General features: G+C 71.9%; 24 protein-coding genes. 14 read left to right on the top strand and 10 right to left on the bottom strand.

Annotation, left to right across the window (positions count from 1 at the left end):
- Together ACTHNQ_RS15855 and ACTHNQ_RS15860 are read right to left on the bottom strand one after the other, a co-directional pair.
- The coding region (locus tag ACTHNQ_RS15855) for a carboxyltransferase domain-containing protein (protein ID WP_440334923.1) at positions 1-406 on the bottom strand (406 nt) is incomplete at its 3' end.
- Positions 400-1,155, bottom strand: a complete 756-nt coding sequence (locus ACTHNQ_RS15860; RefSeq protein WP_440334925.1) for a 5-oxoprolinase subunit PxpA — start codon at positions 1,153-1,155, stop codon at positions 400-402. The genes ACTHNQ_RS15860 and ACTHNQ_RS15855, both read right to left, overlap by 7 nt.
- Positions 1,156-1,313: 158 nt before the next feature.
- On the opposite strand from ACTHNQ_RS15860, the gene ACTHNQ_RS15865 reads away from it, so the two are divergent.
- From ACTHNQ_RS15865 to ACTHNQ_RS15875, 3 genes are all read left to right on the top strand, one after another.
- Positions 1,314-2,177, top strand: coding sequence for a spermidine synthase (locus ACTHNQ_RS15865; protein WP_440334927.1), 864 nt, complete (start codon positions 1,314-1,316; stop codon positions 2,175-2,177).
- 133 nt (positions 2,178-2,310) lie between these two features.
- Complete coding sequence (locus tag ACTHNQ_RS15870) at positions 2,311-2,838, top strand: hypothetical protein (protein ID WP_018171411.1); 528 nt, start codon at positions 2,311-2,313, stop codon at positions 2,836-2,838.
- Between the two features lie 47 nt (positions 2,839-2,885).
- Entirely contained in the window at positions 2,886-3,374 is a 489-nt protein-coding gene (locus ACTHNQ_RS15875; protein ID WP_440334929.1) for a SprT-like domain-containing protein, read from the top strand.
- Between the two features lie 6 nt (positions 3,375-3,380).
- Here the strand turns inward: ACTHNQ_RS15875 and ACTHNQ_RS15880 are convergent, their stop codons facing one another.
- Entirely contained in the window at positions 3,381-4,022 is a 642-nt protein-coding gene (locus tag ACTHNQ_RS15880) for a 2-phosphosulfolactate phosphatase (protein ID WP_440334931.1), read from the bottom strand.
- A gap of 157 nt (positions 4,023-4,179) precedes the next feature.
- Here ACTHNQ_RS15880 and ACTHNQ_RS15885 point away from each other — a divergent pair, with 157 nt between their 5' ends.
- Positions 4,180-4,698, top strand: a complete 519-nt coding sequence (locus tag ACTHNQ_RS15885; protein WP_440334932.1) for a hypothetical protein — start codon at positions 4,180-4,182, stop codon at positions 4,696-4,698.
- Between the two features lie 29 nt (positions 4,699-4,727).
- On the opposite strand, the gene ACTHNQ_RS15890 is transcribed toward ACTHNQ_RS15885, so the two are convergent.
- Positions 4,728-5,321, bottom strand: a complete 594-nt coding sequence (locus ACTHNQ_RS15890) for an NADPH-dependent FMN reductase (protein WP_440334933.1) — start codon at positions 5,319-5,321, stop codon at positions 4,728-4,730.
- Between the two features lie 96 nt (positions 5,322-5,417).
- Between ACTHNQ_RS15890 and ACTHNQ_RS15895 the strand changes: the two genes are divergently transcribed.
- From ACTHNQ_RS15895 to ACTHNQ_RS15940, 10 genes are read left to right on the top strand one after another with little or no spacing between them, the layout of a single operon-like run.
- Complete coding sequence (locus ACTHNQ_RS15895; RefSeq protein ID WP_440334934.1) at positions 5,418-6,545, top strand: DUF2235 domain-containing protein; 1,128 nt, start codon at positions 5,418-5,420, stop codon at positions 6,543-6,545.
- Position 6,546: 1 nt separating this feature from the next.
- Positions 6,547-8,916 carry a hypothetical protein gene (locus tag ACTHNQ_RS15900; protein WP_440334935.1) on the top strand — a complete coding sequence of 790 codons (2,370 nt, stop codon included), beginning with the start codon at positions 6,547-6,549 and terminating at the stop codon, positions 8,914-8,916.
- Positions 8,913-10,613 (top strand): hypothetical protein, encoded by a 1,701-nt coding sequence (locus ACTHNQ_RS15905; protein ID WP_440334936.1) that lies wholly within the window; start codon positions 8,913-8,915, stop codon positions 10,611-10,613. The genes ACTHNQ_RS15900 and ACTHNQ_RS15905 overlap by 4 nt, the downstream gene beginning before the upstream one ends.
- Positions 10,610-11,185 carry a hypothetical protein gene (locus ACTHNQ_RS15910; protein WP_440334937.1) on the top strand — a complete coding sequence of 192 codons (576 nt, stop codon included), beginning with the start codon at positions 10,610-10,612 and terminating at the stop codon, positions 11,183-11,185. The genes ACTHNQ_RS15905 and ACTHNQ_RS15910 overlap by 4 nt, the downstream gene beginning before the upstream one ends.
- A 4-nt stretch (positions 11,186-11,189) precedes the next feature.
- On the top strand, positions 11,190-13,370 hold the full coding sequence (locus tag ACTHNQ_RS15915) for a hypothetical protein (protein ID WP_440334938.1): 2,181 nt from the start codon (positions 11,190-11,192) through the stop codon (positions 13,368-13,370).
- A 9-nt stretch (positions 13,371-13,379) separates the two neighbouring features.
- Complete coding sequence (locus tag ACTHNQ_RS15920) at positions 13,380-15,695, top strand: hypothetical protein (protein WP_440334939.1); 2,316 nt, start codon at positions 13,380-13,382, stop codon at positions 15,693-15,695.
- Positions 15,696-15,711: 16 nt separating this feature from the next.
- Positions 15,712-17,973 (top strand): hypothetical protein, encoded by a 2,262-nt coding sequence (locus ACTHNQ_RS15925; protein ID WP_440334940.1) that lies wholly within the window; start codon positions 15,712-15,714, stop codon positions 17,971-17,973.
- An 11-nt stretch (positions 17,974-17,984) separates the two neighbouring features.
- A complete protein-coding gene (locus tag ACTHNQ_RS15930) occupies positions 17,985-18,869 on the top strand; it encodes a caspase family protein (RefSeq protein WP_440334941.1) in 885 nt (294 codons plus the stop codon).
- 19 nt (positions 18,870-18,888) lie between these two features.
- A complete protein-coding gene (locus ACTHNQ_RS15935; RefSeq protein ID WP_440334942.1) occupies positions 18,889-20,616 on the top strand; it encodes a hypothetical protein in 1,728 nt (575 codons plus the stop codon).
- The gene (locus ACTHNQ_RS15940) at positions 20,613-21,980 is read left to right on the top strand and encodes a hypothetical protein (RefSeq protein WP_440334943.1); all 1,368 of its coding nucleotides are present in this window, start codon (positions 20,613-20,615) and stop codon (positions 21,978-21,980) included. The genes ACTHNQ_RS15935 and ACTHNQ_RS15940 overlap by 4 nt, the downstream gene beginning before the upstream one ends.
- 108 nt (positions 21,981-22,088) lie before the next feature.
- Here the strand turns inward: ACTHNQ_RS15940 and ACTHNQ_RS15945 are convergent, their stop codons facing one another.
- The 6 genes from ACTHNQ_RS15945 to ACTHNQ_RS15970 all read right to left on the bottom strand — a co-directional run.
- Complete coding sequence (locus tag ACTHNQ_RS15945; protein ID WP_440334944.1) at positions 22,089-23,573, bottom strand: FtsX-like permease family protein; 1,485 nt, start codon at positions 23,571-23,573, stop codon at positions 22,089-22,091.
- Complete coding sequence (locus ACTHNQ_RS15950; protein ID WP_440334945.1) at positions 23,570-24,403, bottom strand: ABC transporter ATP-binding protein; 834 nt, start codon at positions 24,401-24,403, stop codon at positions 23,570-23,572. The genes ACTHNQ_RS15945 and ACTHNQ_RS15950 overlap by 4 nt, the downstream gene beginning before the upstream one ends.
- Before the next feature lie 117 nt (positions 24,404-24,520).
- A complete protein-coding gene (locus tag ACTHNQ_RS15955) occupies positions 24,521-25,033 on the bottom strand; it encodes an SRPBCC family protein (RefSeq protein WP_440334946.1) in 513 nt (170 codons plus the stop codon).
- Between the two features lie 74 nt (positions 25,034-25,107).
- Positions 25,108-25,515: a VOC family protein gene (locus tag ACTHNQ_RS15960; protein ID WP_440334947.1), complete on the bottom strand. Its 408-nt coding sequence runs from the start codon at positions 25,513-25,515 to the stop codon at positions 25,108-25,110.
- A 33-nt stretch (positions 25,516-25,548) separates the two neighbouring features.
- Positions 25,549-26,187, bottom strand: coding sequence for a response regulator (locus tag ACTHNQ_RS15965; RefSeq protein ID WP_440334948.1), 639 nt, complete (start codon positions 26,185-26,187; stop codon positions 25,549-25,551).
- Positions 26,184-26,441, bottom strand: a 258-nt coding sequence (locus tag ACTHNQ_RS15970) for an ATP-binding protein (protein WP_440334949.1), incomplete at its 5' end; no start/stop codon positions are given. The genes ACTHNQ_RS15970 and ACTHNQ_RS15965, both read right to left, overlap by 4 nt.

The following is a 26,441-nucleotide window of genomic DNA, read 5'->3' on the forward strand; positions in this document are numbered from 1 at the left end:
CGCGCACGAGGTACCCTACGCCCGGCGAGACCCCGGTCAACGCGACGCCCCACGCGCCCTCGGCTTGCGGGGGCACTACCTCGGCCGCCGTATTGCCGAGCAGCCGGGCGGTGTCCGCAAGGTCGGCGCCGGCGTACGTGATGTCGAGCTCGACGAGCGGGCCCGCGGCGGCGTCGCCGGGCTGCGCGTCGGCCGCGGCGCGCAGCGCCCAGGCACGGGCGGTGGCGACCGGCAGCATCCGCGGATCCACCCGCACCAGCACCGTGCGCGCCGCCGGCACGAGATCGGTCACCCCGTCGGGCCCCGACGCGGCGAGCGCCGCATGCACCGCGAGCACCTCGTCGAGCCCGTCCACCTCGACGAGGAACGCGCGCTCGCCCATCGGCAGGGCCCGCGCGGTCACCATGACGCCCTCACCTCCACACCGGCGCCATCGAGCGCGGCGCGCACGGCGCGGGCCATCGCGACGGCCGACGGCGAATCGCCGTGGACGCACAGCGAGGCCGCGTCCGCCCGCACCAGCGTGCCGTCGACGGCCTCGACGACGCCGTCGCGGGCCAATCGCACCGCCCGCGCGGCCACGAGATCGGGGTCGTCGAGCAGGGCGCCCGGCTGCGTCCGCGGCACGAGCGAGCCGTCGGGCAGATACCCGCGGTCGAGGAAGGCCTCGAGAACGAAGGGGAGCCCCTCGGATGCCGCCGCCTCCTCGATCTCACCGCGCAGGCCCAGCACCGGCAGCGGCCGCCCGAGGCGCCCCGCCAGTGCGGCGACGGCCGCGACCACGGCGTCGGCCTGCACCCGATCCGAGAGGACCGCGTGGTACAGCGCGCCGTGCGGCTTGACGTAACGGATGTCCGCTCCGGCCGCGACCAGCGCATCGAGCTGGACCGCGACCGCCGCCCCGAGCTCGAGGGGGTCCATCGCCATCGCCGTGCGGCCGAAGTCCGCCCGGTCGGGGTACGAGGGGTGCGCGCCGACGGCGACCCCGAACCGGGCGGCCCGGGCCACGGCCTCGCGCATCGACGCGGCATCCCCCGCGTGGCCGCCGCAGGCGATGTTCGCGCTGGAGATCACCGCGAACATCGCCTCGTCGTCGGCAGTGGGCACGCCGTCGACGGTCTCGCCGAGGTCCGCGTTGAGGTCGATGGGCGCCATGCCCCCAACGTACTGCGGGCCGCCGGGGCGGGATCGGTCCGTACCCGGGTGAAACGTGCGCGAATGCAGGCGGGCACGGCCGACCCTCGCCCTTCGGCCGCCCCTCCGGGCCCTCGCGTCGCACCGTGCCGGCGTTCGTGCTCGTCTACCGTTGACCCATGGCACGTTCGCGCGACGAGGTCTCCGCTCCCTCGGTGAAGCTGTCGGACGGCACCCTCGCCCGCGTCATCCCCTCGCCGTTCGGCGGCGGGTGGGAGCTCGACGTCGACGGCACGCCGCAGTCCCACGTCGACCTGGACGACCCGACCCACCTGCACTTCGAATACGTCGCCCGCATGGGCGCCGTGATCGACCGGCTCAGGATGCCGCGACAGCCGCTGACGGCCATCCACCTGGGTGCGGGCGCGCTGACCATCCCGCGGTACGTCGAGGCGACACGACCCGGGTCGCGCCAGCAGGTCGTCGAGCTGGAACCCGCCCTCTGGGACCTCGTGCGCGAGAACCTGCCGCTCCCCCGCGGCGCGCAGATCCGCGTGCGGATCGGCGATGCGCGCGAAGCGCTCGGACGCCTGCCCGCCGGGCTCGTCGGGGCGGCCGACCTCGTCGTCTCGGACGTGTACTCCGGGGCGCAGACCCCCGCCCACCTCACGACGGTCGAGTTCTTCACCGAGGCCGCACGCTTCCTCGCCCCCGACGGCGTGCTGCTCGTCAACGTCGCCGACGGCGCCGGGCTCGCCTTCGCGCGCCGCGAAGTGGCGACCGTTCAGGCGGTGCTCGAGCACGTCATCGTGCTCGCCGAGGTGCAGACCCTCAAGGGACGGCGGTTCGGCAACCTCGTGATCGCGGCGTCGCGACAGCCCCTGCCCACCGAATGGCTGCCGCGGCTGATGGCCGCGGGACCCCACCCGGCGAAGGTCGCCGAAGGCCGCGAGGTCGACGATTTCGCGCGCGGCGCGCGGGTCGCCACCGACGCCGACGCGACCCCGTCGCCGAAGCCGTCCGCGTCGATCTTCACGCGCTGACCGTGCGCCCGCGCTGCTCGTCCGCACCTTCGATCGAGGTGGATGCCGCGACCCGGCGTGGCACGACCGCCCGTATGCCGCAGACCGGGCACACTGGACAGAGCCGCTCCGGGCGCTGCGAAGGGAGTCACACGTGAGCTACATCAGCGGGTACGACCCCGACACCCTCCGCGAGAAGGTGAGCCCCACGCAATGCCGCGATCGCCTCGAAGAGATCGGCGAGCAGCGGAGCCTCCCGGCCCTGCTGGAGCGCGTGTGGCTGCTGAAGGTGCTCGACCGCGCCGATGAGGCCCTCGTCGTGTCGGAGCAGTCGGTGCGCGTCGCCCGCATGGCCGGCACTCGCAAGGACCTGCTGCGCGCCCGCATCCTGCACGCGACCGTGCTCCAGGCCCTGGGCAAGTACTCCGCCGCGTGGCAGGAGCTGACGACGTGCGCCGAAGAGGCCGAGGGGCAGGGCTGGGCCGGCATCGGCGCCTTCGCCCACATGCACCGCGGCAAGGTGAGCTACGACGACGGCGACTACGAGGGAGCCCGCAAGGACTTCAAGCGCGCGCTGTTCCTGCGCCAGGAGTCCGGCGCCACCCAGGACCAGCTCGAGTCGGTGCTGATGGCCATCGATGCGGCCGAGCAGCGGCGGGCCGCGGCATCCGTCGCCAGCTGAGGAAGCCTCGGCCATGAGTGTCGGAGATACGTTCTAGTCTCGCGCACATGTCGGAATTGCACCGCGTGCGGCAGTGGGCCGAAGCCCTGATCGCCGCCCACCTCGACCCGTCGTGGACGTTCGGGTTCGACAACGCCAAGCGCCGCGCCGGACTCTGCGACTACACGCACCAGCGCATCAGCGTGTCGCGCTACCTCGCGGCGCGCTACGACGACGACACGAACCACCAGACCCTGCTGCACGAGGTCGCCCATGCGCTCGCCGGTCCGCGCGCGGGCCACGGCCCGCGGTGGAAGGCGATCGCGCGCGAGCTCGGCTACGTCGGCGGCACGACCCACCACGGCGAGACGGCGACCGAGCTGGCGCCGTGGATCGGGGTGTGCCCGGCGGGCCACGTCGCCTACCGGCATCGCAAGGCGACCCGGCCCACATCGTGCGCCAAGTGCGCGCGCACGTTCGACGAGCGGTACCTGTTCACCTGGACCCGCCGCGAGATCACCCCGGCCGCACGCCTGGAGGCGCTGACGCCCCGCTGAGCAGCGTCAGTGCGCGACGAACACGCCGTCGCGCAGCACCGGGACGACGGATGCCGCATCCACCGCCGCGGCGCCGAGCACCTCGTCGCGGGCGTCACGGGCGAGCAGCTCCTGCCCCGAACCGCTCGCGGTGAGGAGGTGCTTGAGAGCCCCCCGCAGGCCGCGGAACGCCTCGGCAGCGGCGGCCGCATCGGGCGACGTGTGGTCGACGCCGAGCGCACCGAGCGCGTCGACGACCGCGCCGGCGCCGAACTGATCCTCGACGGCGAAGCGCAGCACCGCGTCCGGGCCCCGGCCCGTCAGCTCGCCGGCTGCGATGACGGCGACGGCGGTCCGCTCGCCGCGGCCGCGCTGCACGTCCAGCACGGCCTCGGCGACGGCCCGGGCGTTGCGCAGGCAGCCCAGCATCACCGTCGCGCCCGTGGCCGCGGCGGCCTCGGCGATGGCGGCGCCGTTGATCGACACCGCGTGCGCTGCCGCGTCGAGGGGGACGGATGCGCCGCGCGCGACGGCATCCGTCACCGTCGTCGAGAAGCGCAGCACGTCGACCACCACGACGACCTCGGCCGGCGCGAGTCTGGCCAGTCCCGCGGCGCCCCAGTCGAGGCGGACCTGGTAGCGGTGCTGATCGAACGGCGTCTCGGGCATCCGTCCAGCGTAGGCGGACGGCGCGCCGCGTCGTTCCTCAACGCAGGAGCAGGGCCCGCGTGCGGGCGCTCGCGCTCGGATGCTCCGCGGCTCGGCGACTTCCCCCATTCGAGGAGCGGCCACCCGCAAGTGCGCTGCCTCGGTGCAAGACTGGAGCATGCGGATCCTGCTGAAGTTCGTGATCGACTGCGACCCCGACGCGGCCTGGCGGGCGCTGCACTCGCCGCGGGCCGTCGCCGAGCTGTACGGGCCGCTGCTCGACCTGGAGCCGCTCGTGCCGTCGGGCCTCCCCACGAGTTGGAGCCCGGGCGACGACGTGCCGGTGCAGCTCGCCGCCTTCGGCAAGGTCCCGATGGGCCGCCAGCTGATCCACGCCAGCGAACGCGTCGTGGACGAGCCGGCGGGGCAGGTGCGGATCTTCCGCGACAGCGGCATCCCGCTCACCGGCCCGCTGTCGAGCCTGGACGTGTGGGACCACCAGATGGCGGTCTCGCCCGCGCCGGGCGAACCCGGCAAGACGCTGTGGCGGGACCGGCTCGTGTTCGCCGGGCCGACCGCCGCCATCCTGTGGCCGGTGCTGTGGAGCGCCTGGCAGTGGCGCGAAGCACGCGTCAAGGCACTCGCCCCCGGCTGGGCGCACGACCTCGCCGAGGCCGGGTCCGACGACGTCGGCTGAGCGGATGCCGCACGACGCGGCATCCGGAATCAGGCCTGCGGGATCACGGTGAGCACACGGGCGACGTATTCGAGGAACTTCTCCATGTACATCCGGAGGAACTGCTCCGTCGCCGGCACGGTCACTTCTCCATCCGCCTCGATGAGCCCGGGTGTGAAGTGGATGTACGCCTCGGGCGTCGTCATCTGACGGGCGTTGAGAAAGCTGAGCGTGCTGCGCAGCGACTGCTGACCGACCGCGGTGCCGATCTGGCCCGCCGAGGCGCCGATCACGCCGACCGGTTTGTCTGACCAGGCGTTCTGGCCCCAGGGCCGGCTCCCCCAGTCGATCGCGTTCTTGAGGGCTCCCGGCAGCGACCGGTTGTACTCCGGCGTGACGAAAAGGAGTGCATCGGCGGACCGGACGGCGGCCTTGAAGTCGAGGGCGACCTGCGGATAGTCGGCGTCGAGGTCGCGGTTGTACAGGGGAAGGTCGGCGTACGAGATCTCGAAGAACTCGAGCTCGGGCGGCGCCAGCTTCTGCAGCGCAAGGGCGAGGCGACGGTTGATGGACTCGCGCGACAGGCTGCCGATGATGACGCCGACGCGGTAGGGCGGTTCGTGTTCAACGATCTCGATCTGCATGGGGCCAGCCTGCACCCGTCGAGAGCGGAGCGCACCCCTCTGGCCGGATCGGCCGATGCACGGTATCAGCCGCGTCGGAGGCGCCCTCTCCCCTGCATGGAGACCGCCACGCAGGAGCCGGCCGGACGCACGCTCGTGCTGTGCCTCGACGGGACCGGCAGCGAGCCCGAGTCCGGCGTCACCAATGTCGCCCGCCTGTACGCGCTGGCGGTCAAGGACGACACGCAGCTCGTGTTCTACGACCCCGGGGTCGGCACCATGGGCGCGCGCGGCGCGGTCACGCGGTTCGGAGCCTGGCTGACACGCACGGCCGGGCTGATCGTCGGCTACGGCATCCGCGACAACATCGCCGACGCGTACCTGTGGCTCATGAACCACCACCGGCCCGGCGACCGCATCATGCTGTTCGGTTTCAGCCGAGGCGCCTACACGGCGGTCGCGCTCGCGGGCGTGCTGCGCAGCGTCGGCCTGCTGCGCCCGGGCGCCGACAACCTCGTGCCCTACGCCCTGAAGCTGGCCCTGGCGCACGGCGCCGAGAAGCCGTCGGCGCCGGCGTCTGCCCGGGATGCCGCCGATCGCGCTTTCTGGAGCACCCGGTCGTCGTTCGACGACGGGTTCGGGACTCCCGACTTCGAGCGGTTCGCCAGGCCCGTGGCCTTCCTCGGCGTGTGGGACACCGTGAAGTCCGTCGGCTGGTTCAACCTGCGGGCGCGGTTCGAGCAGGTGCGCTGGCCGTTCACCCGCAACGTCGACGGCGTGCAGACCGCCCGGCTCGCGCTCGCCCTCGACGAGAACCGCCGGGCGTTCACCGAGTACCGCTTCGGCAGCGACAAGCACGGCGTGCGGATCGTCGACGACCCGAAGCGCGATGCCCGCGAGATGTGGTTCGCCGGCGTGCACAGCGACATCGGCGGGCAGTTCGAAGACGACCACGGCCTGTCCGACATCTCGCTGGAGTGGATGACCGCCGAGGCCGTCGCCGCGGGCCTGCGCGTCGACCCTAAGGCGTACGACCGGCTCCTCGACGTGACCGACGGCGCCGCCGTCCCCGCCGAGCGGGCGGAGGGGCGCATCCACCGGCACCGGTGGTACTGGGCGATCGCCGGTCTCGGCTGGCGCCGGCGGCATCCCGCCCGCACCGACACCCTGCATCCGTCCGTCCAGCACCGCATCGACGCCACCGCGGCCGGCGCCGACCCCTACCGGATCACATGGGAGAAGTGACATGCCTCCGTTCACGCGCGACATCGCGATGACCAAGTTGATCCGCCCGGACCTCGGCGAGCTGCTGTCGCAGCTCAAGCCGCAGGCCGGCGAGGAGCGCAGCGCGATGACGGTGCCGGTCTCGCCGGCCGACCCGCCGGACGACACGATGCTGTTCGAGGCCGCCGACGACCCCGCGCGACGCTTCCATCTGCCCACCTACCGGATCGCCACCGTGCGTGCCGGCGCCGGCGAGCAGTTCCGCGTGCGATTCGCCCAGGCCGCGGGCGGGGCGACGCTGGAGGTCTTCCTCGAGCCGGTCGTGCCCCCGTCGCTCGGCGACAGCGCGGCCGGCACCGCTGCGCTCGACCATGTCGTCAGCGCGGTGCTGGTGTTCGAACCGGCCGAGCTCGCCGGTGTGCGGCGCGAGCTCCCCTTCACCGAGGTGCAGCGTGTCGACGGGCTCGTGCGCCTCGCCCTCACCGTCACGACGGCGGCCGAGACGAGCGACCTGTACTGGGCGCTCACCCGGCCCGAGAACCGGACACGGCTGGTGGTGCGCCGCCTCATCGATGTCGCCGTGCCCGTCGTGGTCAGCGCCGAGCGGCCGCGCCCGGACCGCATCGACGTGATCGCGACGCCGCCGGTGCAGGTGTTCATCGACCCGACCGTGCGCATCGATCCCCGCATCTTCCGGTTCGAGCCTGTCGCGCAGCCCGATCCGCTGCGGGACCCCGATCCGACGGCCGTGCTGCGCGCCGACCGCGTGGTCCTGCAGCCGCAGGTGCTGCAGCCCGAGGCGGTGGCGCAGCCCGCGGCGGTCGCGGAGCCCGAGGCGGTCGCGGAGCCCGAGGCGGTGTCGCAGCCCGAGGTCGCTGTGCTGAACCAGCGGTTCGCGGTCGACCGGATCGTGCAGCTGCCCGCGTTCGCCCGGCTGGGCGCCCTGGGCCTCGGCTCTGTGGGCGACGCCGGCGAGCTCTCGCCGATGAGGCGTCGCATCCCCGGTCGCGTCTTCGGGGGGCTCGACGTGGGCCCGGTCGTCGGACTCCCCGGACCCATGGTCGTCGATCCGGTCGTCGTGGATCCCGTGCGCCCGCCCGCGACGGTGACGCTCTACCGGCGGACGACGCGCTCGCTCGAGGTCGTCCCGGCGCCGCAGCCCTTCGTGTTCTCGCCCACCCTGCACGACTACGTGTTCGCGGGGGTCACGCCGTCCGGCGCCCCCGGAGCCCTCGTCCTCGACCAGCTGGAGTTCGACGGCACCTTCCACTCGTACTACCGGTCCTCGGGCCGCCCCGAGGTCGCCTACTTCCTGCCCGACGGGTTCAAGCTCGCGCGGTTGCCGCAGCGACCGCGGTCGCCGTTCATGTCGGTGCAGTTCGACTCCGCCGACGGCACGATCGAGCAGGCCACCGCGACGGTCGTGATCGCGGCCGCCGCGTGGACCGACCCGGACCGCCTCGCCGACGCCGCGGCGCGGCTGAGCCAGCGCATCGACGGCGGTGCGACGCACGTCGAGCTGCAGCCGCTCATCGCCGACAGCTCGCGCCTGTCATTGCGACTGGCCCTCCCCGGCGAGGACGCCCAGGACGTCCCGAGCGCCGTCATCGATCTGCGCACCGTGCTGCGCACCGGCATCGAAGTGCCGCTCGGCCGGTTCCAGCGCCTGTTCGACGCCCTCCAGGGCGGCGGCGCGGCCGTGCTCACCGGCGAGGTGGAGGTGCGCCTCGACCATCCGGACCGCCCCGCCGAGAAGGTGCCCTTCGAGGCGCGGTTCGACGATCTGGCCGGCGACGCCGTCGATGTCGCCGTGACGCGCCGACCGGACGGCACCGGCTTCGACGTGTCGGTCCTGAACGCCTGCGAGAGCCCCCTGCGCCTCGACTCCGCGACCGCGCGCACGTCGACGGGTCCGGTGGCGGTGGAGGGGATGCCGCCCGCCGACGCCGCGCCGCTGGCTCCGGCCGCACAGCTCGGGCTCCTGGTGGCGGCATCCGCCGAGAGCCCGGTCGTCGACGTCGACGTCACTGTGCTCCCCGACCGTGCGGCGATCTGGGACGCCGTGTGCGACGAGACCACCTCGTTCCTGCAGCGCCAGGTCACGGTGCGCACGCCTGCGGTGATGTTCGACGCCGCTCAGGGCGTCATCGAGGTGACGGTCGAGATCGGGCCCGCCGCGGGCGGCCTCACGTCGACCGTGACGCTCCGCCCCGACACCCTCGAGACCGTCGCGACCGTTCCGGTGCCGTTCGGCGACGTGGTCGTCGAGAAGGAGGATGCCGGCGCCTACCGCTACCGCGTGACCGCGGTGCGCGCGGACCGCGTCTCGGAGGGCGAGTGGAAGACCCGCACGGCCGGCGTGCTGTGGATCGTGACGGGAGACGTGGCATGAGCCTGCGCGGACTCCCCGACTTCGGCGCCCCGGTCCTGCTCGAGGGCGCCCCGGCGGGCTATCGAAGCTTCGGCGAGCCCGACCTGGTGCTCGTCCCCCCGCGCACCATCGGCATCGTCCGCGCGGCCGACGGCCATTACGCCTTCGAGCTGGAGCGGTTCCGCGGCCGCGGCGACTGGCCCGCACCCTACGCCGTGCTGACGATGACACTGCGCGCGGAGCATCCCCTCGACGACGTCCTGCGGGTCGCGCGCGCCGACGACGCGACCGCCCGTGTCGCACCCACATCGCTCGCGACCGGCTCGCTGCGGCTCGCCGGCTTCTTCCGCATCCGCGATCTCGACTGGGACGGCATCGCGCCGCTCACATGGTCGGACCGCCTGACCGTGGAGGAGTACTCGCTGCTGCGCGCGGCGATCGAGGCCGCCTTCCCCGAGATCACCGCCGTCGCCGTCGTCGAGATCACCGGCGTGGCGGCGCGCGCGAACGCGCGGGCGACGGTCGATCCCGCGGCCCTGAGCACCGGCCTGATGGCGCTCGGCACGCCGGGCGAGCCGGTGAGCCGTGCGGAGGTCATGACCTGGCTGCGCACGCACGGCATGACGGGCGACCAGCGGGTCCTCGACGTCACCGGCGACGTGCCCGACGAGGCAGCACTCGCCGCGGTGCTCGCCGACCGCATCCGCGCCCGCTGGCCGGGCCACCGCCCGCCGGCGGCCGAGGCCCCGGGCACGTGGCTGTGGGACCTCTCGGAGCCCCTCGTCACCGCCCGCGAGCACGCACCCGCGTTCCCGCTGTTCGAGACCTACTCCGCCATCGCCGCCGACATCGACGCGTACGTCCCGCCGGGCGTCGAGCTCGACCCTGTCCCGGCGGGCTGGCGCACCATCGACGTCCTCGCGAACCTGCCGACCCGGCAGTCGGGGGTCGTCGCGTGCGGAGTCGACATCACCGCGCCGCCGCGCCCTCCCGCACGGCCGCAGGCGCTCACCGCGACCGTCGAGCTCACCGGCACCGGAGTCGCTCGCACCACCCTGCGGCTGGCGCCGGGCGAGGAGCCCGACCTCGTGCACGAGACGTGGGCGGTCGTCGCCGACGCCGGCGGCGCACGAGAGCTGCGTGGCAGCCCCGTGACGTTCCACGGCGAGCGGCTGCGGCTGGGCCCCGCCGACTTCCCGGTGCGTGCGTGGAGCGTCGACGTCGAGCCGGCGCTGCTCGACCTGGCCGCCGTGCGCGTGCGCGTCGCGTCGGCCGGGCCCGGGCCGCACGACGTCGACATCGCCGAGCCTCACGCCGATCTCGCCATGCCGCCCGCGGGCGACACCGTGAACGTCGAGCTGACCTCCCGCGCCGACGGCCGCGTGCTCGTGCTCGGCCCGTTCGCGCCCGCGCCGCTGTGGATCGGCCGCCATCTGCTGCCCGGCTGGGGGCCGCACCGGATCACGGTGACCGCCCCCGGCGTCGACGCCCTCGTGGCGGTGGCGCTGCGCGCCGAGACGGATCTCGACGGCGACGGCGAGACGGTCGCCCTCACGCCGGCGGCACCCGTCCGCGTGTGGAGGTGGTTCGCCGAGGACCCGTTCCGCGAGGGCTACCGGTTCCGGGTGGTGCCGACCGGCACCGCGCCCGGCCCGTGGTCCGAGGTCCGTCCCCACGACGAGGATCTCGTCGTCGCACCGGCAGGGGCACCGGCATGACCGCCGCGACCCCGCGCTGGACGCGGTCGTTCCCCGACGGCGCCTACGTCGTCGTCGAGCCGGGGCTGGCGCTCGCCGTGCCCGGCCGCCCCGCACCGCAGCACCCCGGTGCTCCTGCAGTGCAGGTCACCTCGCTCGGAGCGACGGCCGTCGTGCAGGCCGGCTGGTGCTGGCCGATCCCCGAGGCAGCCATCCGCAGCGCCGTGGGGCCCGTCGGGGCCGCCATGGCCGTCGCGTCGGCGATCACCGGCGCGCCGCTGGTCGAGCTCGTCCGGCACGACGGCCCCGGAGCGGCGGTGATCGCCGCGGCCGCGGCATCCGCCTATCCGCCCTACACCGCCGTCCTCTCGGCGACCGTCGACGCGGCCACCGCCGCCGTCGTCGCCCGCGCCGTCGCCGGCGAGCCCGGGCTCGTCTCCGTCGTCTACCGCGCGGAGGCCGCCGGTCTGCCGCTCGATCCCGAAGCCCGTTCACGATCGGCCGCGCTCGGCGTGACCATCGCCCCCGACCGCAGTGTCACCGCAACCGCCGACGTGGCCGAGTGGTCACGTCACGACAACGAACAGGAATGAAGCCATGCTCAAGTGGGATGCTCCCGAAACCGTCGCCGGTGTGACCGTCTACTGGGACGACACCGACATCGCCAAGGCGTATCTGCTGCCGTCGACCCCGCGATTCCGCATCGACGCCGACGGCAACCCCGTCTTCAAGTTCATGAAGTACCGGTTCCCCATCGACCGCAAGGACGGCAAGAAGGGCGGCGGGTTCCTCGTCTGCGACGTCGAGTTCGGCGTCACCAAGAAGCAGGAGGACGACCTGCGCGGCCCGATGCAGGACCGCCTCGACGCGCGGTGGAAGGCGGCCGGCCGCGCAGGAGCCGCGCCGGCGGTCGCCTTCGGCCAGCTCAGCTACCTGCGAGGCACGGCGGCCGTGCAGATCCTCGACTCGGGCGGCGCGCTCGTCGAGAAGGTGCACAACCCCGCCAGCCCGTCGCTGTTCGGTCCGATGATCCTGCCCATTACCGTCGAGCTCTCGCCCGAGGGCGCGACGATCCTCGAGGACTCGCTGCAGGGCAAGGGCGGGGTCGTGCAGGTGATCTACGACATCTGGACGCCGGTGAAACTGCCGCCGATGTCGGCCCATGTGTGGTTCAGCGCGTCCAAGTTCTCGAACTTCCACCAGCACATCGACGTGGAGGAGAACTTCTGCTCCGAGGACGACTACACCGAGTCCATCACCGACCTCGTCGTCCAGAGCGACGCCGGCGACGTCGAGATCGACCCCGGCACGGTGACCGACCAGAAGGTGATCCAGGGAGTCCGCGACTGGGCGTGGTCGACGCTGGCCGACGCGACGACGCGCATGGTGCTGGGCGACGTGCCCATCCAGAACCCCGAGGAGATCCGCAAGCTCTACACCGAGCAGGACTTCGAGAACATCGACATCAACGTCATGACGACGCGCCTGGTGAACTTCGACCGCACCTACACCGAGCAGCAGGTCATGGAGTGGAACCCGCAGCCGCGCGGCACGCTCCCGAACATCACCGGCATGACCGGGCCCGACGGCAAGACCTACAAGTGGGCGGACTTCTCGTCGGTGGTCGACCTGGACGACCCCTTCTTCCGCACCATGACGGTCAACGCCAGGGTGAACGCGCCCTTCGAGAGCCTCCCGCTGCACAGCGTCGAGGTGAAGATCGAGTACGACAAGACCGGACAGAAGCAGGTCGCCGAGTTCGCACTCCTCGGGCCGGACCAGATGGGGACGTTCACGTCGTTCGTCGGAGGGAACGACCGCCGTTACACGTACACCTACCAGGTGAACTACAAGGGCGAGGCGCAGGCGTTCGTGTCGGACCCGAAGGTGTCGAACGACCCGTCGCTGATCATCAACGTGGGCGACATCGGCATCCTCGACGTGGCCATCAAGCCCGGCGACCTGCGCTTCGATCAGGTCACCTCGGCGCAGGTCACCCTCTGGTACGAGGACGACGGCGTGCCGCGGCTGGAGACGTCGCTGACCCTCGACAAGGACCACGCCGAGGCACGGTGGACGAAGGTCATCTTCCAGGCCCGCCGCAAGCCCGTGCACTACAAGGTCAAGTACTTCATGGCCGACGGCCGCGAGTTCGAGGGCGGCGAGCGCACCACGGCGTCGACCGAGCTGCGGATCAACGATCCGTTCGGCTCCACCCGCACGGTGCAGGTGCGCGGCTTCGGCGACTTCGAGACACGCATCGACGCGATCTTCGTCGACCTGTCGTACGTCGACAGCGTCAACGACTACACGCAGACCGCGTCGATCACGCTGACCGGCCAGTCGACGTTCGAGGACTGGCAGTTCCCCGCGATCCTCGCCGACGGCGGCCTGCTGACGTACTCCGCGAACATCCGCTTCAAGGACGGCACCGTGCAGTCCATCCCGTCGACGCCCATCGAGGGCAGCACGGTCATGCTCGGCGACGTGCTGCTGGAGCAGCCGATCACCGTCATGGCCGACCTCGTCGACTGGACGGCGGCCCGTCTCGTGAAGGTGTCGCTGCATCACACCGAGGCCGGCGCGGACGACACCGAGGACCTCGTCTTCAAGCCGACGGGCGAGACGAGCCTGGTGTGGAAGATGCCGTACAAGGACAAGGCCAAGAAGACCTACTCGTACACCGCGACGTACTTCCTCCCCGACGGCACGAGCGCGTCGGTCACGAAGGACGGCGTGGGCGACGAGACGCTCGTGCTGCCCGGGAAGGCGAGCTGAGGTCCTGCCATGCTCTCGCTCGAACCGCCGTTCCACGTGATCCAGGGGGTCGCGGTCTACCGCGACCACGCGGATCCGCTGCAGTGGTACGCGATGCCCGGGGCGCCCCGGCTGGCCACCGTCACCGAGACGGTGGGCGGCCGGGAGGTCGAGATCCCGCAGTTCTCGCTGATCAAGTTCCGCGGGCAGGCGGGCACAGGAGGGTTCCTCAACTTCGATGTCGACCTCGCGCTGTCCGACGCGCTGCGCGACGACGTGCGCGCCGAGATCAAGCGGCTGGAGCACCTCGACGAGCTGCCCGCGCTGGCCGACCTCCCTGTCGTGGACGGCACCGTGCGCATGATGCTCTTCGACAAGGAGAGCCCGCAGCCGACGCCTCCCGGTGGCGGAGCCCCGGCACCGGGAGGAGGCGCCGGCGCACCGCCCGCGCCGGTCGACCCCGATGCGCTGCAGTTCGTGCTGAAGCTCAGCCATTCCGCCAAGCCCGCACTGTACGGCGGCCAGCGGGCCGCGTTCTCGGTGCAGCTCACCCAGGAGGGCGTCACCACGGTCGAGAAGGCGATGACCGGCGAACTGTCGCCCATCGGCATCATCTACTCGCTCGACTACCTCGGCCTGCGGCCCGCGTACCACGTGCAGGTGCACGTGCATTGGGACCGCGTGCAGAAGCACATCGACGAGCACGAGGAGTTCGACGTGCCGCTGTTCTATTCGTCGAGCGTCGACAAGGTGCTCGACGAGCTCGACGACGAGCGGTTCATCGAGATCACCGCCGACACCTTCGTCGAGGAGGACGACGGCAGCCCCGTCATCGCCCGGCGCGACGAGGCGATGCAGGACGTGCGCGACATGATCACGGACGCGTTCTTCGAGCCCTCGCTCGACCCGGTGGACCGCGACACCGGCGCGGCCGGCGCCGTGCAGACGTTCGGGCGCGTGCTGCAGGCGATCGGCAGCGCGGGGATGTCGGAGGTCAGCGCGTTCAGCAAACGCAGCGTCGACCTCACGCGCACCGACCGCAAGCGGCTCGACGTCTCGATGAGCGAACGCACGACGGCGCGCCGGACGGTCTGCCCGCAGGGTCACCTGTCGGGATTCTTCCGCCTGCTCACGCAGGAGGGCGTGAACCTCGACCGCTTCGTCACCGAGGTGGACCTCGACGACCCGTGGTTCCAGCGCCGCTCGGTCGAGCTGGTCTCGCGCGCGGACTGGAAGGGCGACCACGTCCGGTCGATCGATGTGGACCTGGCATACCGCGGTCGCGAGTCGGGCGCGCTGCTGGACAGCGCCGTCCCCGGCAAGACGGTGACGTGGGCGAGCGTGCTCGAGAACGGCGGCATGGTGCGCGATGTCGACGTGTCGTACACCGTGACGTTCGCCGACATCGATGCCCTCGAGCGGCCGCGCACGCTCACCTCGAAGCCGTCGCCCGAGAAGGGCGACCGCGTCGAGATCGACCCCCGCGAGCTGTACACGATCGTGCCGGTCCCCGTGGTGTCGCTGAACTTCCCGTGGGACCGCTATCCGAACGTCGAGGTCGAGCTGGCCTACGACGACCCCGCCAACGGCATCGCGCAGTCCGACCTCGTCGTCCTCGACAAGGACACGGTGGATGCCACGTGGCAGATGTTCGTGATCGGCCCGGGCCTGGACACCGGGCGCCACCGGATCACGTATCGCGCCGCGGACCAGCGCGACGTCGTCGGGGCGTGGGTGCCGACCGACGGCGAGCGGATCCTGGTGCGCGACCCGTTCCCGTCCGGGCGGGTGCTGGACGTCGTTCCGGCCGTCGACTGGACGCTGGTCACGCAGATCTTCGTCGACGTCGTCTACGAGGACGACGAGAACGGGCTGCGCAGCGAGGCCTCACTGCAGTTCGCCGAGAACGATCAGGCCGCCAAGTCCTTCCAGGTGTCGCTCGCCGATCCCACCCGCCGGGTGGTCGACTATCGCATCACCGTCGTCAAGAAGAACGGCGAGGTGGTGGTCGGCCCGCCCAGCTCGACGCAGGAGCGGCGGGTGCTCGTCCGCGCGGACGTCACGGGACACCGTGTCGTCACCGTCCGCACCGACGGCGCCGACTTCGCCGCCCGCAAGATCCGCCGCATGGTGGTGCGTCTGCGCTACGAGGACGCGGTCACGCGGATCGACGACGAGCGCTCCCTCGCATCCGCGCAGGATGCCGCCACCTTCGAGTTCGACTACGTCGGCGATGCGCCGGGTCGGTTCTCGTACGAGGTGGTCACCGAGTTCACCAACAACCTGACCAAGACCCGGTCCGGGGAGTCGAGCGAAGCGACGCTCGTCATCCCCGTCCTGGGATGAGACACCAGGAGGAGTCATGCTTCTGCTCGGCAGCCGCTCGATCACCGTCGAGGGCATCACCGTCTTCCCCGACCACGCCGATCCGGACCAGTTCTGGTACCTGCCCGGCCCGGTCCGCCTCGCCGAGCGCGAGGACGGCCAGAAGGCGTTCACCTTCATCCAGTACCGGCCGGCCGCCGTGGCCGCCGGCGCCAAGGGCGGGGGATTCCTCACTTTCCAGGTGGACCTGCACCTCGACAAGCAGCTGGAGCGCCGCATCGTCTCGAAGCTCCGATCCGTGTCGAAGGGCACGCCGCGTCTGACGGTCGTGCCCTTCGACGAGGGCACAGTGCAGTGCGTCGCGCTCAACCTGCAGGGCGAGGGCGGTGTCGCCGCACAGCCGGCGGGGCCCGGCTCCTTCAACGCCGTCGAGCAGATCCTCGGCGCGGGCACGCCCTCGCTGCAGGGAGACAACACCGCGGCGTTCAGCCTCACGCTCTCGCAGGAGGGCGCGGTGATCCTGCGCAAGGCGTTCGAGCAGGGCACGACGCCCGTCGGGGTGATCTACGACCTGAAGTTCACGGGGATGCGGCCGGCATTGAACGTCGAGATCACCGCCGATCTCAGCCGCGTCTACGACCAGCTCAGCGGCGGCATCGAGGCGCAGGTCTACTTCGTGAAGGCCGGCATCGACGCGGCCTTCGAGAAGCTCGTGCAGGACGGCGCCATCAAGATCAAGGTGGTCGACTTCACCGGCGAGGACGACGAGAAGGAGAAGGAGCGCTGGGCACTCGACTTCTTCAAGGAGAACCTGCTGCGCCAGTGGTTCGAGCCGACTCTCGCTCCCGGGGTGATCTCGGGCGGGCGCCCCGAGCCCGAGCCGTTGAGCGCGGTGCTGCAGCGCGGCACGGCGATGCGGCCGCCGACGACGCCCGCCCCGCCCCGGCCGCCGGCAGCGCCTGAGGCGGCGCCGCGCACCGAGACGTCGCCGGCCGCGGGCACGGGCCACGGCGCCGCCACGGCGGGGCACACCCCGACGCCTCCCCCGCCCGGAACGCCCGCCGACGCGTCGCCGGCGACCGGGAGCGGGTCGCCCGCGACCTCCGACCCCGTCGCGCCGGCGGCGACCGTGGGCGCGCCCCGGGTCGCTCCGGCCTCGACGCCCGCCACGACCCCGCCGGCCGGGCTCGATCAAGGGGCCGCGGCCTCGGGCGGCGGCACCCCGGCGGTGGTCTCGTTCCGGCTGCGGATCGTCCACCAGGAGGAGCGCAAGACCGTCAAGCTCGTCTACGACCGCTCGGAGGCCACCCAGCGCACGTACGCGCCGCAGGGCTTCTTCGGCGTCCTGGTGGCTGACCTCGACAGGTCGAAGCACTTCGTCGAGGTCGACCTCGATGACCCGTTCTTCCGCGTGTTCGAGGTGCAGGTCGACCCGCCGACCGACTTCGCCGCCATCGGCCTGCGCACCGCGCAGGTGTCGCTCGACTACGGCGACCCCGCGCAGCCGGCGACGCTCAAGCACCACGAGGTCACGTTCGAGGCGACGGACACCGAGCCCGACGTGTGGCAGGTGTTCCTGGACCAGGACCTCGATCTGGGGTACCGGGCCGGCATCCAGTTCCATTTCGATCCGGCATCGGACTGGAAGGGCACGAGGTTCGCCTACGAGCTGCCGCCGGCCCGCACCGAGGACCGGTCGCTCGTGCTCAACGCGCACGAGCACGTCGGCTTCCTGGAGGTCGCGGTGCAGACGGGCCGCGTCGACTGGCAGGTCGTCGACTCCATCGACGTGTTCCTGCGTCACGAGAGCGGCGGGACGGTGCAGGAGGAGCAGCTGACGCTCAGCGAAGGGGCGCCGGGACCGGTCGCGTGGAAGGTGCGCACCGACGTCGGCGCCCGCGATTACACCTACCGCCTCGTGCATCACCTGAAGGACGGGACCGTCAAGGAGACGACCTCCCGCGAACCGTCCCGGGCCGCGCTGCTCCCGGTCGACGACCCGTTCCCGGGTGCCCTCACCGTCACCCTGGTGCCCCTGCTCGACGCCGCCACGACGCGCATGGCGTTCGTCGACATCGACTACACCGATGCCGCCAACGGCTACACGCGTGCCGAGCGCCTCACGATCCAGCCCACCGCGGTGGATCCGATCGATCTGTCGCTCGCGCTGATGGATCCGAAGCAGCGCACCTACCGCTACCAGGTCACCGTCGTCGGAAAGGACAACAAGATGACCAAGCTCCCGCCCGTCGAAACCAGCGACGACCTCGTCGCCGTCCAGAGCCAGCCCACCCCCTGAAGGAGAGCGAAATGACCAAGCGAGCCGTCGTCATCGGCATCAACGACTATTCGGTGCAGGGATTCGGGAACCTGGGCGGCTGCGTCCGGGACGCCGACGCCATGTACCACCTGCTCATCGACGCGTTCCTGTTCGACCCCACGCAGGTGTTCATCTACAAGAACGCGGCCGCCACGCACGACAACATCATGAAGGCGATCAACTACATCCTGAAGGCCTCGGAGCCCGGCGACGTCGCGTGCTTCTACTACGCCGGCCACGGCGGGCTGCACCCGGGTGGGAGCGCGGGCGTGTTCTACCAGACGATCATCCCGTACTCGGGTCAGTTCATCACCGACTGGGAGCTGCGTCAGGCGGCCGACCAGCTGCGGCCGAGCGAGGTCAACTTCACCGTGATCCTCGACAGCTGCCACTCGGGCGGCATGGTCGACGCGGGCGAGCCGACCGGCTCGGTGCGGACGATCGCGCTGTCGCAGGAGTTCATCGCGACCGTCACCGGCGCGATGAAGACGGTGATCCCGATGGGGATCGTGCTGCCCGACATCACGACGCTCAGCAACAACGTGCACCAGGTGCAGGCGGCCCCGCCCGCCACGGTCTGCTACACCGAGGCGGCGAACCGCGAGTTCGTGCCCTCGGCCAAGGCGACGCTGCTCGCCGCGTCCCGGTGGGACGAGTACGCGGGCGAGACGAGCGACCACGGGTTCCTCACCAAGGCGCTCCTCGACACCGTGAACGCGAGCAACTTCACGATCACCCATCAGGCGCTGCACTCGACGCTCACCACCCGCGTGCACGACCTCGCCGCCCACGAGCAGCACCCGGTGCTGCGCGGGCAGGAGAACCGGATGGGCGAGAGCTTCCTGGGCGGCTGGACGTCGTCCGTCCCCGGGTGACGCGAGAGAGGCGACCGAGATGTCAGAGATCACCGGCTACGAGCCCGAGGATCAGCCGCGCACGCACGTCACCCTGCGGCTCATCGCACAGGACCCCGCCGTGAAGGGCGACGACCGGCGCATCCTGACCGCGAGGGTCAAGGTGCCGTGGTCGCGCATGGAGGACGGGCCCCGCGGGGCGCGGCTGCACGTGGTCGACTTCGACACCGCGACCGGCGAGTACCTCAAGCACCCCGGGATCTCCGACGTGGACGTGTACGCCGACGCCGAGGACGACGAGCTGCTCGACGACAAGGCGTTCCACGCGCAGCACGTGTACGCGACCGCCGCCCGCACGCTCGCGACCTTCGAGTCGGCGCTCGGCCGCCGGCTGTCGTGGGGCTTCGAGGGGCATCATCTCTACCTCGTGCCGCACGCGTTCGCCGAGGCCAACGCGTTCTACTCCGACGACGACCACGCGCTGCTGTTCGGCTACGTGCCGGCGAGCGTGCCCGGCCGCCGTCCGGTCTACACGTGCCTCAGTCACGACGTCGTCGTGCACGAGACCACGCACGCCGTGCTCGACGGGCTGCGCCACCGGTTCCTGGAGCCGAGCCTGCCCGACCAGGCCGCGTTCCACGAAGGGTTCGCCGACATCGTCGCGCTGCTCTCGGTGTTCTCGATGCGGCCCGTCGTCGAGCAGGCGCTGGGCCGCGCCGACAAGGACGGACGCATCGCCCGCGATCGGGTCGAGCCCGACCGCCTGCGCCACGGCGTGCTCACCGGCGTCGCCGAGCAGATCGGGCGGACCCTCACGCAGGGCCGCGGCGCGCTGCGGGCCTCTGCCCTCAAGCCGCCGCCCGACGACTGGGTCGAGCTGCGGCTGTACGACGAGCCGCACCGGCGCGGCGAGGTGCTCGTCGCGGTCGTGCTCGACGTGCTCATCGACATCTGGTGGACCCGCCTGCAGGCGCTGTTCTCGCAGCCGGGATCGAAGGCGAAGGACGTGACGGTCGACCGCGCCCGTGCGGCCGAGGAGGGCGTGAAGGCGGCGTCCCAGCTGCTCACGATGCTCATCCGCGGCCTGGACTATCTGCCTCCGGTGGAGTTCGAGTTCGGGGATCTGCTGGATGCCGTCCTGCTGGCCGACGCCGAGGTCGTGCCCGACGACGACCTCGGGTACCGCGACATGCTGGCCCAGCGGTTCGAGGCCGCCGGCATCCATCGCCCAGACCGGAACGCCGACGTCCTCGAGGCGGAGCTGACCCCCCGCTATCTCGGCATCAACTACGCGAGCCTGCGCAGCGACCGCGACGAGGTGTTCCGGTTCCTGTGGCAGAACGCCCCGAGGCTCGGCGTCAGCACGCGGTTCTACACGATCGTCGAGTCGGTGCTGCCGACGCAGCGCATCGGGCCCGACGGGCTCATCGTGCCCGAGTCCGTCGCGACCTACGTGCAGATGATCGACATGACGGCCGGCGAGTTCGCGCGCGAGTCCGAGCTGCCGCTGCCCGACGGGATCGACCACGACACCCGCGTGCAGTTCTTCGGCGGCGGGACCCTCGTCTTCGACCAGTTCGGCCGGCTCAAGCTGCACGTCTACAAGCGCATCGACGACTGGCGCCGCCAGGTCCGCCGTCTCGCGTACCTCGACAGCACGGGCCGCCGCGACACCAAGGGCGGACTGGGGTTCTCGGAGGGCCGCTCACGGGGGCAGGCGTTCGCCGCCCTCCACAGCACCGATCTCAGCTCCGGGGAGGCATGGTGAACACTCCAGCCCGCGTCCGCGTCCGCATGTACCAGGTGGGGTTCGGCGACTGCCTCCTCATCTCGGCCGAGTACGACGAGCCCCTCGCCGACGGCCGCGCCGAACGTCACATCCTGATCGACTACGGCACCAGCCATTCGCCGCGCAAGGGCTTCACCCGAGGCCGCATGGCCGATGTCGCGGCGCTGATCGACCAGCACACCCACGGCGTGCTCGACGTGCTCGCAGTCACGCACCGCCACCGCGATCACCTGCGCGGCTTCGAGGTCGACGCCGGCGCCGAGATCCTGCGCCGCCTCGCGCCGAAGGTCGTGCTGCGGTCGTGGACCGAGGACCCCGCGCTGGCATCCGACGCCAAGGGTCCGGCGGGCGCGCCGGGCGCACCTGGTCTGGCCGCGGCGCCCGCGCCGGGCGACGGGGTCGTGGGACCGGCATCCGTCCGCTACGCACGACTGCTCGGCACGGCCCAGGAGCACGCCGGTGCGCTCGCGGCACTGGCCGCCCACGACAAGCCGGTCGCCGCGGCCGCAGAGGAGCAGCTGAAGAACGCCGACGCCGTCGCCCTCCTCGACGAGCTGTCGGCGGGGCAGCGCGGGCGCTACCTGTACTCGGGAGCCGACGCCGGTCTCGCCGACATCGTGCCGGGGCTCGTGACCACGGTGCTCGGCCCGCCCACGCCCGACCAGGAGCCGGGGGTCACGCGTCAGGCCGCCGACGACGACGAGTACTGGCTCACGGCCCTGGATGCGTCGCTCGCACTGTCGACCTCGGTCGCGGCGTCGGAGGCGGGCGGGACCGAGGACGAACGGCGGGGCGACAGCGTGCCGGTGGGTCCGGGTCCGGTCCGGTGGCTGATCGACAACCTCAAGGCTCAGCGCTCGCATTCGCTGCTGCGCCTGGTGCGCAACCTCGACGACGCGCTCAACAACACGAGCCTGCTGCTGCTGTTCGAATTCGGCGAGCTGTCGCTGCTCTTCCCGGGCGATGCGCAGATCGAGAACTGGCAGCACACGCTCAAGCGCTTCGCGAAGGAACCCGAGCTGCGCGCGAAGCTCGCCGCGATCGACCTCTACAAGGTCGGGCACCACGGCAGCCGCAATGCCACTCCGCGGACGCTCTGGAGCCTGTGGAAGGACCGGCCCGAGGGCTCGCCCCGGCTCACGGCGCTCATGTCGACGCGTCAGGGCGTCCACGGCAAGGCCGTCGACACCGCCGTCCCCCAGGACAACCTGGTGACGGCGTTGAAGGAGGTCTCGGACCTGTACTCGACCGACGACGACGACTCGGCGTCGGCGGACTACCTCGAGGTCGTGGCCGAGGTGGCGGCGGGAGGCCCGTTCCGGCCGGTGCCCGCCAAGCCCTGACCCACCGGAGCGGCGTGCGCGGAGAAGAGACGCGAAGAGAAGGGATGCCGCGGCGCGAAGCCTGCGGCGCGGCATCCCCTCTCGGCCTGAGTCGGCCCTTCCCGGCCCTCAGTCGGCGAGCGCCTCGACCGGCGCGACCCGGGTGGCCAGACGCGTCGGCACGACGGCGGCGACGAGGGTCAGCACGGCGGTCGCGACCACGATGACCGCGACGGGGATCCACGGCACCGCGGGCGCCACGAACGTCGGCGACGACCACGACGGGGGCACGGCCACCGAGCCGAGCAGCGACTGCGCACCGGCCCAGCCGTACGCGATGCCGAGCACGAGCCCCGTGACGGTCGCGGCGATCGTCACGTGCGCGGCCTCCAGCAGCACCATGCGGCGTACCTGACCGGTCGACACCCCGAGGGCGCGCAGCAGGCCGAGCTCGCGGCGGCGCTGCACGACGCCGATCGTGAGGAGGTTGACCAGTCCGACGGCCGCGATCACCGCAGACACCGCGACGAGCCCCATCATGATGGCCGCGAAGGTGTCGACGAGGGTCGTCATCTCGGCGGGGGCCTCGCCGCCGCCCGACGCGATCATGACCGCCTTCACGGTCTCCAGCGCCACGGCGAACATCGTGACGAGCGTGACGCCCATGACGACGCCGATCGCCATGCGGCTGGAGCGCTCCGGGTAGCGCAGCGCGTTCTCCGCCGCCAGGCGCGCCGTCGCCGAGTCGCCGAAGAGACGGCCCACCAGGCGCAGCACCGGCGGCATCACGAGCGTCGCGCCGAGGGCGAGGCCGGTGAACGAGAACACCCCGCCGACGAATGCGACGACCACGCCGAGCGGAGACATCAGTCCGAAGACGATGCCGAGCGCCAGCAGCGCCGCGCCGATCGCGAACAGTGTGATCGCGATGCCGTTGCGGCCGCCGCGTCGTGCGACCGCGTCACGCGAGGCCTCGACCGAACCGCCGAGCGCCTGCAGCGGCGTCACCGTCAGCACCCGGCGGGAGCCGGCCCATGCGGCGGCCCACGTCGTGAGCGCGACCACGACCGCGGGGATCACCAGCACCGGCTGCAGCACGTCGTAGGCCACGCCGTCGAGCCCGAGCAGCCGGGTCGCGACCGCGACGCCCGCCCACGACACCAGCGTGCCGCCGACGAGCCCGATGCCCGCGCCGATCGCGCCCACGACGAGTCCCTGGCGTCCGACCTCCTCGCGCTGCGACCGGGCCGATGCCCCGATGAGACGCAGCAGCGCGATGCGACGCGTGCGCCCTGCGATGACCGTGGCGAACGTGTTGGCCGTCACGATCGAGGCGACGTACACGGCGACGCCGATCAGCAGGAAGCTCAGGATCACGACGACGGCCGCGAGGGTCTCGCTGTCTCCGATGTACGGGTCGGCCTTCAGCATCGCCCCGATGAACCCCGTCGCGGTCAGCAGGATCGCGCCGAACGCGCTCGAGATGGCGGCGACCAGGATGCTCGCCCCCATGCCCCGCTCGCGGAGCCACGGCAGCGGCGCGGTGCGCTTCGCAGGCACGGATGCCGGAGCCCCCGGGATGCGGTCGGCCGGGGTGTCGACGAGCGCGGTCACGATGCGACCCGAGCTGTCGCGACGGCGGCGACCGGCGCGGACGTGGTGGCCGCCGCGGCCGTGGGCGCGGCGGTGCCGAGCTCGGACGCGAGCATGTACGCCGAGATCTCTTCTGGGCTCTGGCGGGGCTTGTCGGCGACGATGCGTCCGTCGCCGAGGAACAGCACCCGGTCGGCGTGCGAGGCGGCCACCGGGTCGTGGGTCACCATGGCGATCGACTGGCCGTGGTCGCGGGAGGCGGCGGCCAGCAGCGCGAGCACCTCGCGTCCCGACCGGGAGTCGAGGTTGCCGGTCGGCTCGTCGGCGAACACCAGGTCTGGCGCGGTCGCCAGTGCGCGGGCGATCGCAACGCGCTGCTGCTGTCCGCCCGACAGCTGGTGAGGCCGGTGGCCGAGTCGCGCCGTCAGGCCCAGCCGCTCGACGAGCCCGTCGATGCGGGCGCGTTCGAGAGCGGTCGGCCGGCGTCCGTCGAGATCGAAGGGCAGCATGATGTTGCCGAGGGCGTCGAGGGTGGGCACCAGGTTGAACGCCTGGAACACGAAGCCGACGCGGCGGCGCCGGAGGATCGTGAGCTCCAGGTCGGAGAGACCGGTGATGTCGGTGTCGCCGATCCACGCGCGACCCGAGGTGGGCGCGTCGAGCCCGGCCATGATGTGCATCAGGGTCGACTTGCCCGAGCCCGACGGCCCCATGATCGCGGTGAACTCGCCGCGGCGGATGCCGACGCTCACGCCGTCGAGCGCGTGCACCGTGCTCTCGCCGGTGCCGTAGGTCTTGGTGAGCTGCTGCACCCGGGCGGCCAGGCCCAGGTCGGTCGATGAGAGTTCCATGCCTACGACGGTATGGACGAGCCCGGCCCGCGCGCGTCGGCCTGGAGAGGCATCCGGCTACATCGAGAGGATGATCCCTCCGCTCGCGGGCGCGCATGTCGCCCGCACGGACCTCGGTCAGCGGTTCGCTACCGCGTCGGCGATCTGCTCGTGCAGCGCCTCGTGCTCGTGCGGCAGCAGCTGCTCGTCGCCGCGGAACTCGTACGGGGCGCCGGTGCCGGTCTCGATGCGGGCCTTGAGGCTGCCGTTGACGAACATGCTCCACGCGTTCGCGCAGATCTCGTAGCACGGGACCTCCTGGCCGAGCCCGTCGTGCGTGAACACGATGGTCGCGCCGTCGCCGGCCGGCGCGATCTCGAACCGGACTCTCGTGCCGTTCCATTCCTGGTGGTCGTCGACGAAGTCGAGATAGCTGCCGGTGACGACCCATTCGACGAGCCGCCCGGGCTCGAGCGCCGGGACGCGGAAGCCGCTGTAATGCAGCCCGGGCACGACGTAGACGAATTCGTCGCCGACGGCGGTCGTGGTGCCGGTGATGCGCCCCCACCAGGTCGGCACGTCGTTGATCGCATCAAAGGCCTGCTGCGGCGTCCCGGCGACGGTGATGGTGGTGGTGTAGTCCTGCGACATGCCCGGCTCCCTTGCTCGATACTTGCGTGATGCAAGCGAGGGTACCGCCGCGCGCTTTCATCACACAAGCACTCTTACGCGTCGGGCGCGGCAGCGGCGTCCGACGTCAACAGGATGACGTTGCCGTCGGGATCCTCCACGCTCGCCGCATACGGACCGAAGGTCTGCGTGGGCGGCATGCGCCCGGCATAGCCGGCTTCGACGAGGTCCGCCCAGCGGCTGTCGACGACCGCATCCTCCCCGACGTAGAACTCCAGCATCTGCGAGTAGCCGCCGCCGGACGGCCGAGACCACGTCGGGTCATGCACCGACGCGAACGCCGTCGTGATCAGCAGCGTGACGCCGCTGCCCATCCGGTGCGCGACGACGGGACGACCGCCGGGCGCGGGCTCGGCGATGTCGAGCCCGAGGCGCCGGTAGAAGCGGACGGATGCCCCCAGATCGGCCACTTCGAGGACGACCATGCTGAGCTGCAGTTCCATGCGCCGATCCTGGCGCAGGCCGCCGACAACCTGCTAGGCGAGGTCGTGCTCGAAGGCGAACACGACGAGCTGCACCCGGTCGCGCAGGCCCAGCTTCGTGAGGATGCGGCTGATGTGCGTCTTGACGGTGGCCTCCGACAGGAACTCCCGCGCCGCGATCTCGGCGTTGGACAGCCCGCGCGCGGCGAGGGCGAAGATCTCGCGCTCGCGCTCGGTGAGGTCGCCGTAGGCCGGCGGCACCGGCCGGGGTGCGGCATCCGCGAACCTCTCGAACAGCTCGCGGGTGGCGGATGCCGCGATCACGGCCGAGCCGGAGTGCACGGTGCGGATCGCCGCGAGCAGGAACTCGGGGTCGGCGTCCTTCAGCAGGAACCCGCTCGCACCCTGCCGGATCGCCCGCGCCGCGGCCTCGTCGAGGTCGAACGTCGTCAGCATCACGATGCGCGGGGGCTCGGGGTCGGTCAGCAGCTCCGCCGTCGCCGCAAGGCCGTCCATGACCGGCATCCGGATGTCCATCAGCACGACGTCGGGCCTCGTGGCCCGCACGACCTGCACGCCCTCGCGGCCGTCGGACGCCTCACCGACGACCTCGAGGTCGGGCTGCGAGTCCACGAGCATGCGGATGCCGGCGCGGAACAGCGCCTGGTCGTCGACCAGTGCGACGCGGATCATGCGGGTCCTCCGATCGGGATGGCGGCCCGGACGACGAAGTCCGCACCCTCGGTGCCGGCGTCCAGGCGCCCGCCCGCGAGCTGCGCGCGCTCCCGCATGCCGATCACCCCGTGGCCGGGAGATCCCGCGGGGGCCGAGGCGATGCGGTTGCGCACCTCGAGGTCGACCCGGTCGGGATGCCACGCCAGGCGCACCTCGACCGGTCCGCCGTCGCCGTGTCGCAGCGCGTTGGTGAGAGCCTCCTGCAGGATCCG

Origin of the sequence: Microbacterium sp. (assembly GCF_051953575.1) — a bacterium.
Lineage (GTDB): Bacteria > Actinomycetota > Actinomycetes > Actinomycetales > Microbacteriaceae > Microbacterium.

What these genes read in the sequence shown, in the direction of transcription:
- ACTHNQ_RS15950 (WP_440334945.1), bottom strand. Translation starts at nt 24,403, where the DNA reads ATGGAACTCTCATCGACCGACCTGGGCCTGGCCGCCCGGGTGCAGCAG.
- ACTHNQ_RS15895 (WP_440334934.1), top strand. Translation starts at nt 5,418, where the DNA reads ATGGAGACCGCCACGCAGGAGCCGGCCGGACGCACGCTCGTGCTGTGC.
- ACTHNQ_RS15905 (WP_440334936.1), top strand. Translation starts at nt 8,913, where the DNA reads ATGAGCCTGCGCGGACTCCCCGACTTCGGCGCCCCGGTCCTGCTCGAG.
- ACTHNQ_RS15875 (WP_440334929.1), top strand. Translation starts at nt 2,886, where the DNA reads ATGTCGGAATTGCACCGCGTGCGGCAGTGGGCCGAAGCCCTGATCGCC.
- ACTHNQ_RS15925 (WP_440334940.1), top strand. Translation starts at nt 15,712, where the DNA reads ATGCTTCTGCTCGGCAGCCGCTCGATCACCGTCGAGGGCATCACCGTC.
- ACTHNQ_RS15920 (WP_440334939.1), top strand. Translation starts at nt 13,380, where the DNA reads ATGCTCTCGCTCGAACCGCCGTTCCACGTGATCCAGGGGGTCGCGGTC.
- ACTHNQ_RS15865 (WP_440334927.1), top strand. Translation starts at nt 1,314, where the DNA reads ATGGCACGTTCGCGCGACGAGGTCTCCGCTCCCTCGGTGAAGCTGTCG.
- ACTHNQ_RS15885 (WP_440334932.1), top strand. Translation starts at nt 4,180, where the DNA reads ATGCGGATCCTGCTGAAGTTCGTGATCGACTGCGACCCCGACGCGGCC.
- ACTHNQ_RS15960 (WP_440334947.1), bottom strand. Translation starts at nt 25,515, where the DNA reads ATGGAACTGCAGCTCAGCATGGTCGTCCTCGAAGTGGCCGATCTGGGG.
- ACTHNQ_RS15915 (WP_440334938.1), top strand. Translation starts at nt 11,190, where the DNA reads ATGCTCAAGTGGGATGCTCCCGAAACCGTCGCCGGTGTGACCGTCTAC.
- ACTHNQ_RS15930 (WP_440334941.1), top strand. Translation starts at nt 17,985, where the DNA reads ATGACCAAGCGAGCCGTCGTCATCGGCATCAACGACTATTCGGTGCAG.
- ACTHNQ_RS15935 (WP_440334942.1), top strand. Translation starts at nt 18,889, where the DNA reads ATGTCAGAGATCACCGGCTACGAGCCCGAGGATCAGCCGCGCACGCAC.
- ACTHNQ_RS15900 (WP_440334935.1), top strand. Translation starts at nt 6,547, where the DNA reads ATGCCTCCGTTCACGCGCGACATCGCGATGACCAAGTTGATCCGCCCG.
- ACTHNQ_RS15890 (WP_440334933.1), bottom strand. Translation starts at nt 5,321, where the DNA reads ATGCAGATCGAGATCGTTGAACACGAACCGCCCTACCGCGTCGGCGTC.
- ACTHNQ_RS15955 (WP_440334946.1), bottom strand. Translation starts at nt 25,033, where the DNA reads ATGTCGCAGGACTACACCACCACCATCACCGTCGCCGGGACGCCGCAG.
- ACTHNQ_RS15860 (WP_440334925.1), bottom strand. Translation starts at nt 1,155, where the DNA reads ATGGCGCCCATCGACCTCAACGCGGACCTCGGCGAGACCGTCGACGGC.
- ACTHNQ_RS15910 (WP_440334937.1), top strand. Translation starts at nt 10,610, where the DNA reads ATGACCGCCGCGACCCCGCGCTGGACGCGGTCGTTCCCCGACGGCGCC.
- ACTHNQ_RS15880 (WP_440334931.1), bottom strand. Translation starts at nt 4,022, where the DNA reads ATGCCCGAGACGCCGTTCGATCAGCACCGCTACCAGGTCCGCCTCGAC.
- ACTHNQ_RS15965 (WP_440334948.1), bottom strand. Translation starts at nt 26,187, where the DNA reads ATGATCCGCGTCGCACTGGTCGACGACCAGGCGCTGTTCCGCGCCGGC.